Source organism: Psychrobacter jeotgali (assembly GCF_904846315.1).
Lineage (GTDB): Bacteria > Pseudomonadota > Gammaproteobacteria > Pseudomonadales > Moraxellaceae > Psychrobacter > Psychrobacter jeotgali.
This window is the reverse complement of the sequence record NZ_CAJHAF010000001.1, coordinates 2523319-2538487: the sequence shown is the minus strand read 5'-3', so window position 1 is coordinate 2538487 and position 15169 is coordinate 2523319. Positions and strand designations below refer to the sequence as shown.

Here is a 15169-nt window from a genome sequence, read left to right as displayed (position 1 = left end):
CTTCCCACTGTTATAGATAATAATATAAGAGACTTTTATGAATTTAAATACAATCCCTGAAATTATTGAAGACATTCGTGCAGGTAAAATGGTCATCTTGATGGATGACGAAGACCGCGAAAACGAAGGCGATCTAATCATGGCCGCCACTCATGTGCGTCCTGAAGATATCAACTTTATGATTACCCATGCACGCGGATTGGTGTGCTTGACCCTTTCTCAAGCCCGTTGTCAACAACTGGCGTTACCTTTGATGTCAGATCGTAACGAAGCAAAATTCAGTACCAACTTTACTGTATCCATCGAAGCCGCTGAAGGGGTAACTACAGGCATCTCTGCTGCTGACCGTGCTCGTACCGTACAAGCCGCCGTCGCTCCTGCAGCTAAACCTGAAGACATTGTTCAGCCTGGGCACATTTTCCCAATTATGGCTCAAAATGGCGGAGTCCTGCATCGTGCTGGTCATACTGAAGCCGGTTGTGATTTAGCTCGTCTAGCAGGACTTGAGCCCGCCGCCGTGATCGTTGAGATTATCAATGATGATGGCACTATGGCTCGCCGTGATGATCTAGAGGTTTTTGCGCAAGAGCACGGTATTAAAATCGGTACCATCGCTGATCTTATTAACTACCGGATTGCTAACGAGCAAACTGTTGAAGAAATCGAATCACGTCCGTTTGAGACTGAGTACGGTACTTTTACCCTATACCGTTTCCGTGAATTTGGGGCAGATGAAACCCATATAGCGTTAGTTAAAGGTGATGTTGCTGCTGGGGTTAGTACGGTTCGAGTACATGGTTTCCATCCCTTACGGGATTTGTTTGCTGCCAAAAGCGATATGACAGGACGCAGTGGCTGGAGCGTGCGTTCAGCGTTAAAAGAAATTAGTACTTCTGAGCGCGGGGTATTGGTCTGGATTGGCAACCATCAGCCGATTGATTTAGGTGATGCACTAGATAAAGCATCAGCCAATCAATCGGTCTCTACTATCACTCAACAGCCGTATCGTAGCATTGGGGTTGGCGCCCAGATTTTGCGTCATTTAGGCGTGCGTGATATGCGTTTATTATCTTCACCAATGAAATTCTATGCCTTATCGGGCTTTGATCTGAACGTCGTAGAATTTATTCATTCGCCTATTCAAGACTAGGATATATTGATTTTTTAATAAAGTAAGCAGTAAAAAAGCCGGCTATTTTAGCCGGCTTTTCTATTGTTGACACTTATGCTGCTTTTATATAAGAAAATTTTTATATCAAATAATGTTAATAAAAATCAGCTCTCAGGCGTATGACCTACCTTTTTCTCTAATTCAAATAAGCGCATACGCTCTTCTGTGCTCCAAGGTAGCTTCTCTTTACCTGCGCTATCTAAACGTACTATCACTGCCTCGGCAGTCGCTACCACGGTTTGCTGGTCGCAGCTATAATAACTATATTCAATGACCATACTGGTCGTCCCCAAACGCTGACAGCGCACCCCTAATAACAAGGTATCTGGATAAGCAACTGGTAGTAAATACTGGCAGCTTGAATGTGCCAGCATCATTACCATACTACCGTCGAACATACCCAAAGCTTGCAAATAGCCAATACGAGCCGACTCAGCATAGCGATAATACACTACATTATTCAGATGGTTAAATGCGTCCATCTCCCCCCATTGAATGGGTTGCTCGTGGATCACAGGATAGTGAGCCAACGCTGCAGGTATCTCATGACAACCATTATTTAATCTAAGCACTTCTGAGGTTAATTGTTGGTTACTATCGTCAGTATCAGTGTTATTTATAATATTATCATTCATAAATGTCCTCTATATTATAATTAGTATATTTTGCGGTACTAGAAGATTGTTACCAGTTATCTTTGGGATCATCAAGATCACCGCAATGCGTCCTATTCAGGTTGAGGCTGCTCTAAAACCTGCGTAGTTAATAATGAAGTTGGGGTTGGCGCATAAGCAATCAACTCATCCAGCCAAGTAATGACCTCTGGGATATCGTTTGGCAGTTGTTGCTGATTACTGAGCCTAGTACTGAGCTCTCGCTTGGTTTCAGCAGTTATAGTATTGTCCGAACTACGCTGCTGTGAAGTTGTAGTATTGGTATCGCTGGCGCTCGAATTGTTATTGTTCAAGGTTTGCAATTGTTTTCGGGCTTGGCGTAGATAAGCGCTGAGCTGGTCTTGCTCACGCATATTACTGGCTTGCATAGCTAGATTCAAAGTCATGATGACTTCATGAACCGTAAGCTGCTGGTGAGTCAGAACTCCATTTGTACTTTTTGGAGGAAGCTGTTGAGTGCTATTACCAGTTTTATAACTGTTGTTACGCTCAGAACTGTTATTAAGCTCAGGGCTGTTACTAAGCTTAGGGCTGCTAATAATCTTATGGCTGTGCAAAAACGTTTGGATGTTTTGGATAGCCAGATTTTGCAATTGCCACGAGCTTGGTTGTGCACTTTGCGCTTGCAGCCGCTCGATATCTTGCTCCAAGCTTTGTTTGATAATAATCGTTAGGGCAGGCGCAATCTCGTTGCTACTTTGCGACAGTTGCCATTGTAATCCGCGTAACAAATCAATTGCGGCTTTATAATTGTCATCCATGAGCAAGCTATTTACAGCTTGCATCTGAATACGTAGCAAGTCTAGTTGATTTTGTGCCTGACTACCCACCACTATATCTGTTGCAGCTGGCGCTTGTTGACTGATAGCAAATAGCCGATCATCCATCTCATTTAGACGGCTGATAACTTGCTCATTATTCTGCAGACGTAACTTAACTTGATTTTGAAAGCGTTGTTGACTGACGTACAGCCCAACTAATGCGATGATAAATAGCAGAAAAAACAACCATTGTAATCTTAACAATAGAATACTGGCTTTCCGGCGCTGCTGCCCTACAGAAGGGTTTTTAGATGAGGACTTAGGCTTGGTTGACATAAAGCAGTACCGTAATGATTGAATATAACTGCAATTAAGATAAGTAATAAATCGAAATAACCACTTAACTTGAAAAACTACTTAACTTAAACTAATCACTTAAAAAAGCAACCACTTAGATGTTTAGAGTGGCTACCTATTAATAAAGTTAGATTTGATAGCCGTTAGGATAGTTTCAGGATCTAAATCTTCTACTTGGCAATGACTTAACTGCCGCTCGGCTACTATATTAGCCAAACGCTCTCCTAATACTACATAGCTAAAGTCTGCCAACTGCACAGAGTTTTTATGACTCCTATCATTAGTAATAGAAACACTAGGGTTTGAGCCTCTTTTTTGAGCGTTCTCGACTACCGATAGCCAATGCTCAAAGGCAGTACCACTGCTAATAATAACCACAGGTTTTATCAAATCTGTAGATATTTTTTGCTGAATAAAACCGCTTAACCACTGCTGATACTCAGTGTGTGCTGTATCTGGCATGGTACGCTCATACCAAGCAATACTATCAATATGCACACCACGCGCTTGTAAAGTATCGACCAACAGTCTCCGACCGCCAAGACCACGCCATACCAATAATTTATCACCCGCTTGTAAACTTTCAATCTCTGGCATAGCCAGCATGCCTTCATTATTAGCCAAAACAGGCTTTAATACTTGGCAGTCCAGCTGTAAGTTAGGATCTTGTAAGACCGCAGCGGTCGCTGCACCAACAGCAATGATATGGCTCGGCGCTTGCTCATTTACATGACTATTGGGTTCCATTGTTTTTACGGCTGCTGATTTATTTTCATTATGAGCAGTCGTTATTTGACTGTCATTTCGCCTCTCTTTTTCTAGCTTTTGCCAAACCGCTAATCCTGAAGCGGCAGCCGTAGGGCTAACGATGACTAGCGCCTGATAATCACCAGCCAGCCATTGGCGCATAATATCGACATCACTTGTGGTAGTCGGCAGTAACTGCAAGCTCAACATAGGAATTTCAACCACTGGAAAGCCCGCTGCTTGCAAATGGTTCGTTAAAGGCTCAGCACGCTCGGTAGGCCGCGTATTAATCACAGTAGGTAGTGCCGATGATAAATAAGAGGAACTAGTCATAGAGATACCACTACATAAGGCTCAGGTAAGTCAGGCCAATAACAGCCAATCCTAAGCCATTTATATAAAAACAATTAACTTTAAATAATTGTTATCGACATTGAGCTATCAGCTTAGGCTTTAGGGTTATAAATCGCTGCTAGAATAGCGCCCGCACCCTTCTCTAACAATAGCTTTGCAACATCAATACCTAATTGGTTCGCTTGCGCTTCTTGCTGCTGTTGGGTACCGGTTAAAGTGATACGCTTGTCTGCTTTGAGCAGCTTACTACCATCCTCTTCGCCCACGCGCCCACGTAGCCATAAGACGTTGCCTTGATCATTGTTGCCATTATCATTATTAGCGTCATTATTATTTGCCGCGCTATCATCATCCAGTTGCAAGACCGCATAAGCAGCAATAGGTACTTGACAACCGCCCTCTAAATGACGATTGAGCGCACGTTCAGCGATCAAACGAATACGAGCCTTGTCATGATTAAGCGGCGCTAATAGTGCCAATATATCTTCGTCACCCTCACGGCATTCGATAGCTAAAGCGCCCTGTCCTACTGCTGGCAGACAAATATCGATATCAAGCTCACTACGGATACGCTCATCCAGTTCAATACGCTGTAGACCACTGGTTGCCAAAATAATGGCATCATAATCACCTGCATCAAGCTTACTCAAACGAGTTCCGACATTACCGCGCAGGGTTTTGATTTGTAAGTCAGGGCGATAAGCTTTGATTTGACATTGACGGCGCAAACTGGCCGTACCGACTACCGCTCCTTGCGGCAATTCATCAATACTATTATAGGTGTTTGAAACAAAAGCATCAGTTGGCGCGGCGCGTTTACAGTAAACCCCCAGTGTCAGACCCTCAGGCAGCTGCATCGGCACGTCTTTTAGCGAATGGACTGCAATATCAGCTTGCCTATCATACAAAGCTTGTTCAAGCTCTTTGACAAATAAACCTTTACCGCCAATTTTTGCTAGTGGTGTATCCAAAATTTTGTCACCCTTAGTGACAATTTTTAGTAAATTTACAGTTAATTCTGGATACAGTGCTTTTAGACGATCACGAATATGCTCAGCTTGCCATAGTGCTAATGGACTTTGGCGAGTAGCAATATTAAGCGTATCTACAGCAAGAGAGTTAGTGTTGCTCATAAATGGCCTCGATTAGGATTATAGTGTTATTGGTAATTTATATTAAATATAATAGGTGTTTTAACAGTGCCTCTAATTTTTGAGAGCTCGTTATTAAATAAGGGCGCAGCAGCAGTAATAGCCTGCATACGACGCAAAAAAATACCCCTATTTAAGCATAAATAAGGGGATGATGATATGGGGTATTTATTCGTAAGTGCTTTGACGGCTGGTTTACATACTTTGAATTTTATCACGTAGAGCAGGTAAGTGACGGCGACTAACCGCTAAAGCCTCATCGATACCTTTAAAACGTACTAGATACTGCCCAGAATCAACCGTTTCTAAATAATCTAAAAAACTGAGGTTAATCATAGCATTGCGATGAACACGGAACAAGCGCTCACCAAATTCCTGCTCTAGCTCTTTTAGAGTATCGTCGATCAGTACAATACCGTCTTTGTGGCGTACCTTTACGTACTTTTGATCAGCGGTAAAATAATAAATATCTTTGAGCTTTACTAGCTCAACCCCACGATGGGTGCGGGCTGTAATATGCTCACGTACCGGACGAGCAGTGGGATCTTCAAGTTTGCGAATCTCATTCAGCTGAGCGGCGTTTAAACTCTTAGCTTTATTTAAAGCCTCTAGCAACTCATCTTTATTAGCCGGTTTCAACAAATAACCGATGGCATTGGCTTTAAAAGCAGCAATAGCGTAATTATCGTAGGCAGTCACAAAAATAATTGCTGGCGGGTGCTCAAGTTCATTAAGAGCTTGCGCACAGCGTACCCCATCCATCTCAGGCATACGGATATCAAGCAAGATAACGTCAGGTTGTTTCGCTGTTACCGCTGCAATGGCTTCATCTCCGGTTGTCGCTTGCGCTACCACCTCATGACCCGACTCTTGTACAATTCTAGCCAAACGCTCGCGAGCAAGCGGCTCATCATCACAAACTACAATCCGCATGTAAACTCCATTATCGCTCCATAGTGAGAGCATAATTTTCAATATCTTCAACTATTACAGACTCTTTATGCCCAGCCACATTGTATTATTTTCTTGAAAACAAACAATAATTTGCAACATTAGTTCACTATATCTTATAAATATTCACTTATCCATATTAAACATAAGTCAAAGGTAAAAATATTTCATAAGCTAAGTAATTACTTATTTACGCTAGCTCAGATATATATTTAGTTAAGCAAATTTAATTGAGCAAAATTCATGCCAGCAGAATTCCGAGTCAAATTTTCACCCATTATTTGTTATGTTTATAAAGGTTTGTTTATTCAGGTAGGCTGTTAAACTAATAGTAATATCTTACCACGGTGGCTAGTAGAGGCGATGTAGGTGTTTTATAGCGATAAGGTTATGCTGCGATTATTAAATGCCTACATCTTGTAACGGATAAGTAATTACAGTTTCAATTTGGGTTGTATTTACCGTGCTTTGAATATCAGCGCTGTCGCCAAAATAGATCTTCAGCCGATTGGCTTGCATATAAAAATCGACTTGTTGGCGTAAATCGTAGAGTACCATCAAAGTCTTGCTCGGCAACTGTACGGTAACCGTGATGATAACTATATGATCTTCCCATTTGACATCAACATCAATATAAATAGTCTCAGTAGTCATCTCAACTACATTCAACAGCATCTTCTCGATGACACTTTGCAAAGTCAATGCCGTGATTACCATATCATACATAATGTCTTCATCAGGAAGGTGCCAATTAACCACCAACTTATCCGCTAATCGGCTCGACTCAATCGCTAAGTAATGCTCACACAAAGCCACTTCTTCCTCAAAGCTAATTTCACGGGTCCCGCTAAAACTGGCTCGATACAAAGCTGAGGCATGTTGTAATAATTGAGCAGCACGTGGAGGGTCCGACTCTATAAGTGAGAGCAAAGTATTGATGGTATTAAAAAAGAAATGCGGAGCCAAACGAGCTTTTATCAGATCATTCTGCACGGTAAGTTTATGCTCAAAGGATTGATTAAGTGCTATCAACTCCCGATAACGCTGCAAGAAATATAATAAAAATACTATGGTAAAGCCACTCGCTAATACGGTGTTAAAGATTATATTTAGGCTGAACGTTTGAGGATTATAGGTTTGCCAACCTAAATTAATCAGTACCAGAGATACCAACATGGCTGAGACTACAGAAGTAAAAACAAACAGTAGCAAAATATAGAAACTGGCACTCATAATAGTGAGACGTTTAAGTATGGGCCGTAAGTAATCAATTAAATATAGCGCTGGAATAATAGTTAAAACGTTTTGAGTAACCCTCCCCAAAAACTTAATTAAAAAATCAATCCATGTCGCTAAGTCATGACGGTCTATAATAGTAACGAATAATGACCAAAAAACGATATATACCAGCCATTGCCAAGGTGGCATCATCTTCATGAGCCTTGGAATAAAAAAGTCTAAGCGCTCAGCTAGTAAGGCAACCTTATCATTTGCTATACTTGAGCTCTTATTCTTTTGACTTGTCTTAGACCAATATGAACGCCAATTCTTCAAACTCTAGTATTCCCGACCAAAATAACACTGCAAATGACTATGATTCTAGCACAAATGCAGCCACCACCGACAACCTCACTGATAGTGCTCAAGGGCAGCAGATGTGGGGTGGACGCTTTAGTGAAGCGACCGATAGCTTTGTCGCCGCCTTTACCGCCTCCGTTGGTTTTGATCAGCGCTTTGCTCGTCATGATATCGAAGGTTCAATTGCCCATGCGACGATGCTGGGCCAGTGCGACATTCTAAGCGCTGAGGAAGTGGCGACTATTATCGACGGTCTCAAGCAAGTTTTAAGCGAGATTGAGGCCGGAGACTTTAACTGGTCGATCACCCTCGAAGATGTGCACATGAACGTCGAGTCGCGCCTAACCGATATCATTGGCGCTGTGGGTAAAAAACTACACACAGGTCGCAGTCGTAACGATCAGGTCGCCACCGATATTCGTCTGTGGCTACGTGAGGAGACCGACAATATCATCGCCCTTTTAGTACGCCTACAAAGCGGCTTGCTTGATTTGGCTGAACAGCATACCGCTACCATCATGCCCGGCTTTACCCATCTGCAAACCGCACAGCCCGTCAGCTTCGGTCATCATGTACTGGCCTGGTTTGAGATGCTCTATCGTGATACTGAACGTCTGGTCGATACACGTCGCCGTATCAATCAGATGCCACTCGGTAGCGCTGCACTGGCGGGTACTACCTTCCCGATAGATCGAACCATTACCGCTGAACTACTTGGCTTTGAAGGGATTTGTCAGAACTCACTCGATGCGGTGTCAGATCGTGACTTTGCTATTGAATTTACCTCAAACGCTTCTATTTTAATGATGCATCTGTCACGTATGAGCGAAGAGATTATCCTGTGGATGTCAGCGCAGTTTAACTTTGTGCAGATACCCGATCGCTTTTGTACTGGCTCATCGATTATGCCGCAAAAGAAAAACCCCGATGTGCCAGAACTGGTACGCGGCAAAGCAGCGCGGGTGTTTGGACAATTGATGACCCTACTTAGCCTGATGAAAAGTCAGCCCCTTGCCTACAATAAAGACAACCAAGAAGATAAAGAACCACTGTTTGATTGCGTCGATACTTTAACCGGCTCGCTATTAGCCTTTGCTGATATGCTGCCTAATATCACTCCGAATATCGAGGCTATGCGTGCTGCCACCATGAAAGGCTATGCAACAGCGACTGATTTAGCGGATTATTTGGTGCGTAAAGGCGTCGCTTTCCGTGATGCTCACGAGGTGGTCGGTAATGCGGTTGCTTTGGGTATCAAAGAAGGCGTAGATCTTAGTGACTTAACTTTGGCACAATTGCAGCAATTTAGCAGTGTTATTGGTGATGACGTCTTTGATTTCTTAACTTTAGAAGGCTCGTTAGCAGCCCGTGATCATCTAGGTGGTACGGCGCCTAACCAAGTTAAACAAGCGGTTGTAAATGGTCGTGCGCGTTTGAAAGCGTTCGCTTAAAGGCTATTACCTTCTTTACGCTTTTAACGATAAGTTTGGTGTTAAATTGTATTATACAGCCTCTTAGAACACCCGCCATTGCTGCGGGTGTTTTTAATTTTATTCGCTAAGTTAGTGGTTACTTTTGATACACTTGATAAGCTTTGCTAAATGGACAAAGACCGTTATCATAGAGTGATACTACTATCTAACTTTGTAATTTACTTAACCTTATTAATAAGGAGCACGTCATGACTGAGACTTTTAATCCGCAAGCTAATACCGTATTTTGCCGTAAATATCAGCAAAACCTGCCTAAGATGGCCAACCCACCTTTCCCCAATAAAAAAGGAAAAGAAATCCAAGATACGGTGTCTGATAAAGCATGGCAAGAATGGCTCGAGCAGCAAACTATGCTGATCAATGAGAACCATCTAAGCATGATGGATCCTGAAGCCAAGAAGTTCTTGACTGAACAGCGTGAGAAGTTTTTGGACAACGAAGACTATGAGCGCGCGCAAGGTTGGACGCCTGAGAAGTAACAGGTTAGACGTTTAGCTAAAAGCTAAGTTTTAGTCTATTATTTAAATACTTAAAAAGCTTTGCCACCATTGGATGGTGGCAAAGCTTTTTTTATGAGTTCAATAGAGTCAGGTCAATATAAAAAGGCTACAGCGAGGCTGGGGACATTTTTTGCGCAGCCTCTGTCAGCGTAGACACAGCACGCAAGTAAAATTTGTCTCCAGTCTCGCATTATAATCTAGTGTATCTATTTAATTGAGTAACCATTATATAGATCAATTTATGATTTAAACGATGAACTTAAACCTTAGAAGCCTGATAAATCTCGTTAATTGAGGTATCGATAGTATCAGCAAACTCTTTATCACTTTGTTTTTTACTCAAACCTTCGGTAAAGGCGCGTGAGAAGCTGGCAATCATACCTGGGTTTTCTTCAAGCTTCGCACAAGCATCCTGACGGCTATAGCCGCCTGATAATGCGACTACTTTAAGCACTTTAGGGTGATCAATCAGCTCTTGGTAAAAGCCGCCTTCCTCTGGCAAAGTCAGCTTTAGCATAACTTGATGACCCTCATTTAGACGATCTAAGTTACGTAAAATATCTGCTTTTAATAGCAGCTCACAATCATGTTTTTTAGCGCTATCAATATTGACTTCAGGCTCTACGATTGGCATAAAACCTTTGGAGATAATTTGTTTTGCCACATCGAATTGCTGCTGGACAACTAGCTCAATACCATCAACACTAGGCTCATAGATAACTGAGCGCATCTTAGTACCAAACACCGGATACTTTTTAGCTTTATCCAATAATGCATCTAAATCTGGCATAGGACGCATAACTTGTACACCGCTCATTTGCTCAGCTAAGCCTTTATCTACCTTTAAAAAAGGCACAATATGCTTATCTTCCCAGAGATAATTGGCGGTTGGTTTACCATTAACTTCACGATCCATAGTATCTTCGAATAAAATAGCGCCCAGAACACGCTCGTTATCAAAGGCATCACAAGTCATAATACGGGCGCGCATTTCATGCACTAAATCAAACATAGCTTCATCATTATCATACTCATCGCTCATTACACCGTAATTCTCTAGTGCTTTTGGCGTACTGCCGCCACTTTGATCAAGCGCAGCAATGAATCCTGAACCCTTTTTTATTTGTTGTAGTTGTTGTTCGTATGACATCGAAATATCCTCTATTGGTAAATAAAATTTATGCTTTTCTTAATAACATGCTCTCTTCATAAAAGAGTAGCTGACAGTAGTCCTATACAAAATATGCTGTTAAAATAATACGCTAAGTTAGTTGTTGTTTACTCTAGCATAAGATACCGAGTTTACCTGTACTTAGTCAGTTAACAAACTAGGCAGGCGAGTTAAAAAGAGTTATATTGTTATTTATTTTTATAACAGGTTAACTGTAACAAGAACTTTATGCTAAAAACAATACTGCCACACAGCTAATTGCCAATATTATCCCTAACAGATTAATCCGATTAAGCGATTCTTTAAACACTCCAACCCCAATCAAAGTCGCTACGGTAATAACCCCCACGTTCATCCCCGTAAATACAATACTTGGCGATTCAGAAAGCACTTGATGAGCACGCACATAAGCATAAATATTGCCCATATTAAGTGCACCTAGTAACAAGCCTGCTACCAACGCCTTACTCTGCCAGCGTACACCGGTAATGAGCAAGTAGATAAACAACAATAAACCCGCTAGCCCGAAACTGACAAATAGCGTAAGCGGAAAAGTGGCACCTTGTTTGGCCACTTGTTTAAATAAAATATCGATAATGCCATATCCTACCCAGACTCCAAACAGCCAAAGCGGAGTTTGCAAGGTTTTTTTACTGCTATGGTTGGTAATATTTGACTGCGGGCGATAAACCAGTGCGCCTAAAGCTAAAAACCCTAATAATAAGCCAAACGTACGCGTAGCTGTCAGCACCTCGCCAAATAGTAAAAATGCGGCGATGATAGGTATAATCAATGATAAACGCTGAGCGGCATCGGTTGCGACCATACCTACGGCAGCAATCGCTCGTCCAAGCACAACAAACACGGCAGGCAGTAATAGCCCAAGCGCAATGATGATAACCCAAACATTGCCAAGAGTGCTTATCCCACTTATATCAGGCTGTAACAAAATCCAAGTGAGCAAAAAGGCGACTGGATAACCGGCGACAATAGTCTGACGAATATCGATATTTTTTTGCCGTAATACTTTGAGTAATACAGAAACAGCGACACTACATAATACAGCTAATGTTAAATACAGCATGGTTTTCTATCCTTGAATATAAGTGCAGTACAGCCAGCAAGATCCAATCATTAAATGAAACAAACTATGGAATGTAACAAAGTATTTCGTTAGCAGCAATCTATATCTTTCGACTAAAGCGTATCGTGAGCATTATTTAGATTACTCACTGCTAGGAGTAAGATTAGGCTATAGTTAAATTACAATTAGCCTGCAGCCATAATTAGGAAGTTTGTTAAAATAGTCAGCCATCCTAATAACAAAAGTAAAAGTCCAAGATAACGATTGGTTTCGATTATCAGAACGTACTACTATTATATTTTATCTTTGCCTATGAATGCTCTATTTCGTTTTTTTGAAAACCGCCTGCCCGCTTTTCCCAGCACCCCTATGCCGCTACCCTCACCTCGTGATGGCTTGCTAAGGTTTTTGTGGGCATGTACTAAGGGCTTACGTGGCTGGTTACTGTTGTTCATGATTTTGTCAGCCGGTATAGGCATTTATGAGGCCATGCTGTTTGCTTGGATTGGTAATATAGTCGACTGGCTGGGCATTTATACTCCCGAAACCCTTTGGGCCGAAAAAGGCGATATGCTGCTACTGATGCTAGCGGTAATGATCTTGAGTCCATTTTGGATTGCTTTATCTTCGTTTATTCATTTCCAAACCCTGCAAGGGGTGTTTCCTATGCAGATGCGCTGGCGTTTTCATCAACGCATGCTAGGACAATCCATGCAGTTTTACCAAGATGAATTCTCCGGGCGGGTATCCGCCAAGGTCATGCAAACCGCCTTAGCGGTACGAGATACCGTAATGACCGTCACTGATATGTTCATGTATGTGACGGTTTACTTTTTAACCACTGGTATTATTTTATTTAATTTAGACAGCTTATTGCTCATTCCCTTTGTGGTTTGGTTTGTGTTGGTCGCTTTTGCAATATGGTTTTTTATCCCTAAATTAAAACGTACCGCTATTGTACAAGCCGATGCTCGTGCGCTAATGGTCGGGCGTATCACGGATGCCTACGCCAATATTATGACGGTTAAATTATTTAGTCATTCACGCCGCGAGCTCGGTTATGCCAAAAATGCCATGGGACAGTTTTTGGGAACCGTGCATGCGCAAATGCGCTGGGTCAGCCGCCTTGAGATTTGTACGCATATGATTAGCGTTATCTTAGTCAGTGGTACAGCGGGTATTGGTCTGTATCTATGGCAACAAGGCGCTGTAGGCGTGGGTGCTATTGCTGCTGCCACTGCTATGGCGCTGCGTTTAAATGGTCTGACTCGCTGGATTATGTGGCAAACCGCTAGCCTATTCGAGAGCATCGGGACCGTTCAAGATGGTATGCGTACACTATCGGCACCGCAAACTATCGTTGATAAGCCCAATGCGTCTGCGTTAGAAGTTACCGATGGGCATATCGTCTTTGACCACGTTGATTTTAGCTACGAGAACGAACAGGATGCGGATAGTTTAGAGGGCGAGAAAATCGATGAGGTTAATATTGATCAAACGGCGCTTAATCCTTTATCCGTCAAGCTATTAGATAACTTTTATCTAGATATCAAACCGGGTGAAAAGATTGGTTTAGTTGGACGCTCAGGCGCTGGCAAATCAACTTTGGTAAATCTATTGCTGCGTTTCTTTGATGTCGATAAAGGTAAAATATATATCGATGGTCAAGCCATTGACGAGGTCACTCAAGACTCTCTACGTCAGCAAATTGGTATGGTGACCCAAGACACTTCACTGCTACATCGCACCGTGCGTGAAAATATTGCTTATGGTCGTCCTGATGCCACTGATGAGGAGATTATCCATGCCACCAAGCAAGCGCAGGCTTGGGACTTTATCAAAGATTTATATGACGATAAGGGTAATACTGGGCTTGATACCCAAGTGGGTGAGCGCGGAGTCAAGCTATCTGGTGGTCAACGTCAACGTATAGCCATCTCAAGAGTTATGCTAAAAAACGCCCCTATTCTACTATTGGACGAAGCCACCAGTGCGCTGGACTCTGAAATTGAATACGCTATTACCGAGAGCCTAAATGATATTATGACTGGCAAAACGGTCATTGCTATCGCTCACCGGCTCTCAACCATTGCCGCCCTTGATAGACTGGTAGTTATGGATCAAGGTCGAATTATTGAGCAAGGCAGTCATGAAGAGCTGCTAGCACTAAAAGGGGTTTATGCTGGCTTGTGGCGGCGTCAAAGTGGTGGATTCTTAGGGGATTCTGAATAGTTCTATAACATTAGAAAAGGAAGGTTCTATTATCATGGAAGACTTGGCAAAAAGTATCATTATTAATGACAAACAAGCCCGTTATTATGACTTATCAAGCTTAATTGAAGATACTGATACTGGTAGCGAGAGCAAAAATCCGCCTGCACATTTTTATGGCGGTAACGGTTTTACCGTCGGTACTTACGAGCCTTTATTAAAGGAGTTGGCAGCGGAGATGCAGCTTAGCTCTCTAGCTATGCGCGGCTACTGGTATGACAAGCCAACCGATAAAATCATGACCCGCAAGCAAGATGCAGATACGCTGATTGAATTTTTAGAGCAGACGCAAGACAAACCCGTCATTGGTATTGGTCATTCTCAAGGCGCAAGTGCTACAGCTATAGCAGCGGCTAAACGTCCTGATTTGTTTTCGCAGCTGTATCTAATTGATCCTGTCACCTTTACCAAAGCCCAAGCATTTGTATATGGTAATACACCGCGGAGCCTGTTGATGACCCAAGAACCTTTTAAAAGTACACGCAACAAACAAATCAATTGGGATAGTGTTGACGATTATTATAAGTATTTGCGCAAACTGCGTGCTTTTAGGCGTATCAGTGATGAGCATTTATATACCTTTGCAAACAACAGCTTAGTTAAAAAAGATGAGGGTCGCTACTCCCTGTTATTTGAACCTGAATTTGAGTTAGCCAGCTATTTTGGCACCCCTTATATCACTAATGCTCTAAAACAGCTTAATAAAACTAACCTGCCTTATACGCTAGTACTGGGTAAGCCCTCGGTGTTCAATAGCGTTAAAGTACGCCGTAGCTGGCAAGGGGTTGTACCGAGTAATCGTCTCATAACCTTGTCCGACTATGGTCATTTACTACCGATGGAAGCACCCAAACAATGCGCTAATATTATTCATAAGCTGTATCACCACAGCCTGTGAACTTTATT

Annotated in this window: 13 protein-coding genes; 5 read left to right on the top strand and 8 right to left on the bottom strand. The window is 42.3% G+C overall.

Annotated elements, in window-relative coordinates; translation table 11 throughout:
* The first annotated feature begins 37 nt into the window (after positions 1-37).
* A complete protein-coding gene (gene ribBA / locus JMX18_RS10495; protein WP_201587561.1) occupies positions 38-1150 on the top strand; it encodes a bifunctional 3,4-dihydroxy-2-butanone-4-phosphate synthase/GTP cyclohydrolase II in 1113 nt (370 codons plus the stop codon).
* 125 nt (positions 1151-1275) lie between these two features.
* Here ribBA and JMX18_RS10490 read toward each other — a convergent pair whose 3' ends face one another.
* The 6 genes from JMX18_RS10490 to JMX18_RS10465 all read right to left on the bottom strand — a co-directional run bounded on the left by JMX18_RS10490 (position 1276) and on the right by JMX18_RS10465 (position 7597).
* Complete coding sequence (locus tag JMX18_RS10490; protein WP_201587559.1) at positions 1276-1806, bottom strand: acyl-CoA thioesterase; 531 nt, start codon at positions 1804-1806, stop codon at positions 1276-1278.
* 92 nt (positions 1807-1898) lie between these two features.
* On the bottom strand, positions 1899-2942 hold the full coding sequence (locus JMX18_RS10485) for a hypothetical protein (protein WP_201587557.1): 1044 nt from the start codon (positions 2940-2942) through the stop codon (positions 1899-1901).
* A gap of 132 nt (positions 2943-3074) precedes the next feature.
* Positions 3075-4043: a uroporphyrinogen-III synthase gene (locus tag JMX18_RS10480; RefSeq protein WP_201587556.1), complete on the bottom strand. Its 969-nt coding sequence runs from the start codon at positions 4041-4043 to the stop codon at positions 3075-3077.
* Positions 4044-4156: 113 nt separating this feature from the next.
* Positions 4157-5197: a hydroxymethylbilane synthase gene (gene hemC / locus JMX18_RS10475; protein ID WP_201587554.1), complete on the bottom strand. Its 1041-nt coding sequence runs from the start codon at positions 5195-5197 to the stop codon at positions 4157-4159.
* Positions 5198-5410: 213 nt separating this feature from the next.
* Complete coding sequence (locus JMX18_RS10470) at positions 5411-6148, bottom strand: LytR/AlgR family response regulator transcription factor (protein WP_201587552.1); 738 nt, start codon at positions 6146-6148, stop codon at positions 5411-5413.
* A 420-nt stretch (positions 6149-6568) separates the two neighbouring features.
* Positions 6569-7597, bottom strand: coding sequence for a histidine kinase (locus JMX18_RS10465; RefSeq protein ID WP_227674633.1), 1029 nt, complete (start codon positions 7595-7597; stop codon positions 6569-6571).
* A 224-nt stretch (positions 7598-7821) separates the two neighbouring features.
* Between JMX18_RS10465 and argH the strand changes: the two genes are divergently transcribed.
* Both argH and JMX18_RS10455 read left to right on the top strand, forming a co-directional pair.
* Positions 7822-9195 carry an argininosuccinate lyase gene (gene argH, locus JMX18_RS10460; RefSeq protein ID WP_201588324.1) on the top strand — a complete coding sequence of 458 codons (1374 nt, stop codon included), beginning with the start codon at positions 7822-7824 and terminating at the stop codon, positions 9193-9195.
* A gap of 230 nt (positions 9196-9425) precedes the next feature.
* Complete coding sequence (locus tag JMX18_RS10455) at positions 9426-9716, top strand: oxidative damage protection protein (RefSeq protein WP_201587548.1); 291 nt, start codon at positions 9426-9428, stop codon at positions 9714-9716.
* Between the two features lie 280 nt (positions 9717-9996).
* Here JMX18_RS10455 and JMX18_RS10450 read toward each other — a convergent pair whose 3' ends face one another.
* Both JMX18_RS10450 and JMX18_RS10445 read right to left on the bottom strand, forming a co-directional pair.
* Positions 9997-10887 (bottom strand): fructose bisphosphate aldolase, encoded by an 891-nt coding sequence (locus JMX18_RS10450; protein ID WP_201587546.1) that lies wholly within the window; start codon positions 10885-10887, stop codon positions 9997-9999.
* A gap of 247 nt (positions 10888-11134) precedes the next feature.
* On the bottom strand, positions 11135-11992 hold the full coding sequence (locus JMX18_RS10445; protein ID WP_201587545.1) for an EamA/RhaT family transporter: 858 nt from the start codon (positions 11990-11992) through the stop codon (positions 11135-11137).
* Positions 11993-12304: 312 nt separating this feature from the next.
* Between JMX18_RS10445 and JMX18_RS10440 the strand changes: the two genes are divergently transcribed.
* Positions 12305-14224: an ABC transporter ATP-binding protein gene (locus JMX18_RS10440; RefSeq protein ID WP_201587544.1), complete on the top strand. Its 1920-nt coding sequence runs from the start codon at positions 12305-12307 to the stop codon at positions 14222-14224.
* A 34-nt stretch (positions 14225-14258) separates the two neighbouring features.
* Positions 14259-15161, top strand: a complete 903-nt coding sequence (locus JMX18_RS10435) for an alpha/beta fold hydrolase (RefSeq protein ID WP_201587543.1) — start codon at positions 14259-14261, stop codon at positions 15159-15161.
* Positions 15162-15169 lie beyond the last annotated feature (8 nt).

Coding starts and splice junctions, on each gene's coding strand:
- JMX18_RS10470 (WP_201587552.1), bottom strand. CDS start 6,148: ATGCGGATTGTAGTTTGTGATGATGAGCCGCTTGCTCGCGAGCGTTTG.
- JMX18_RS10435 (WP_201587543.1), top strand. CDS start 14,259: ATGGAAGACTTGGCAAAAAGTATCATTATTAATGACAAACAAGCCCGT.
- JMX18_RS10445 (WP_201587545.1), bottom strand. CDS start 11,992: ATGCTGTATTTAACATTAGCTGTATTATGTAGTGTCGCTGTTTCTGTA.
- JMX18_RS10465 (WP_227674633.1), bottom strand. CDS start 7,597: ATGATGCCACCTTGGCAATGGCTGGTATATATCGTTTTTTGGTCATTA.
- JMX18_RS10450 (WP_201587546.1), bottom strand. CDS start 10,887: ATGTCATACGAACAACAACTACAACAAATAAAAAAGGGTTCAGGATTC.
- JMX18_RS10455 (WP_201587548.1), top strand. CDS start 9,426: ATGACTGAGACTTTTAATCCGCAAGCTAATACCGTATTTTGCCGTAAA.
- ribBA (WP_201587561.1), top strand. CDS start 38: ATGAATTTAAATACAATCCCTGAAATTATTGAAGACATTCGTGCAGGT.
- JMX18_RS10490 (WP_201587559.1), bottom strand. CDS start 1,806: ATGAATGATAATATTATAAATAACACTGATACTGACGATAGTAACCAA.
- hemC (WP_201587554.1), bottom strand. CDS start 5,197: ATGAGCAACACTAACTCTCTTGCTGTAGATACGCTTAATATTGCTACT.
- JMX18_RS10440 (WP_201587544.1), top strand. CDS start 12,305: ATGAATGCTCTATTTCGTTTTTTTGAAAACCGCCTGCCCGCTTTTCCC.
- argH (WP_201588324.1), top strand. CDS start 7,822: ATGTGGGGTGGACGCTTTAGTGAAGCGACCGATAGCTTTGTCGCCGCC.
- JMX18_RS10480 (WP_201587556.1), bottom strand. CDS start 4,043: ATGACTAGTTCCTCTTATTTATCATCGGCACTACCTACTGTGATTAAT.
- JMX18_RS10485 (WP_201587557.1), bottom strand. CDS start 2,942: ATGTCAACCAAGCCTAAGTCCTCATCTAAAAACCCTTCTGTAGGGCAG.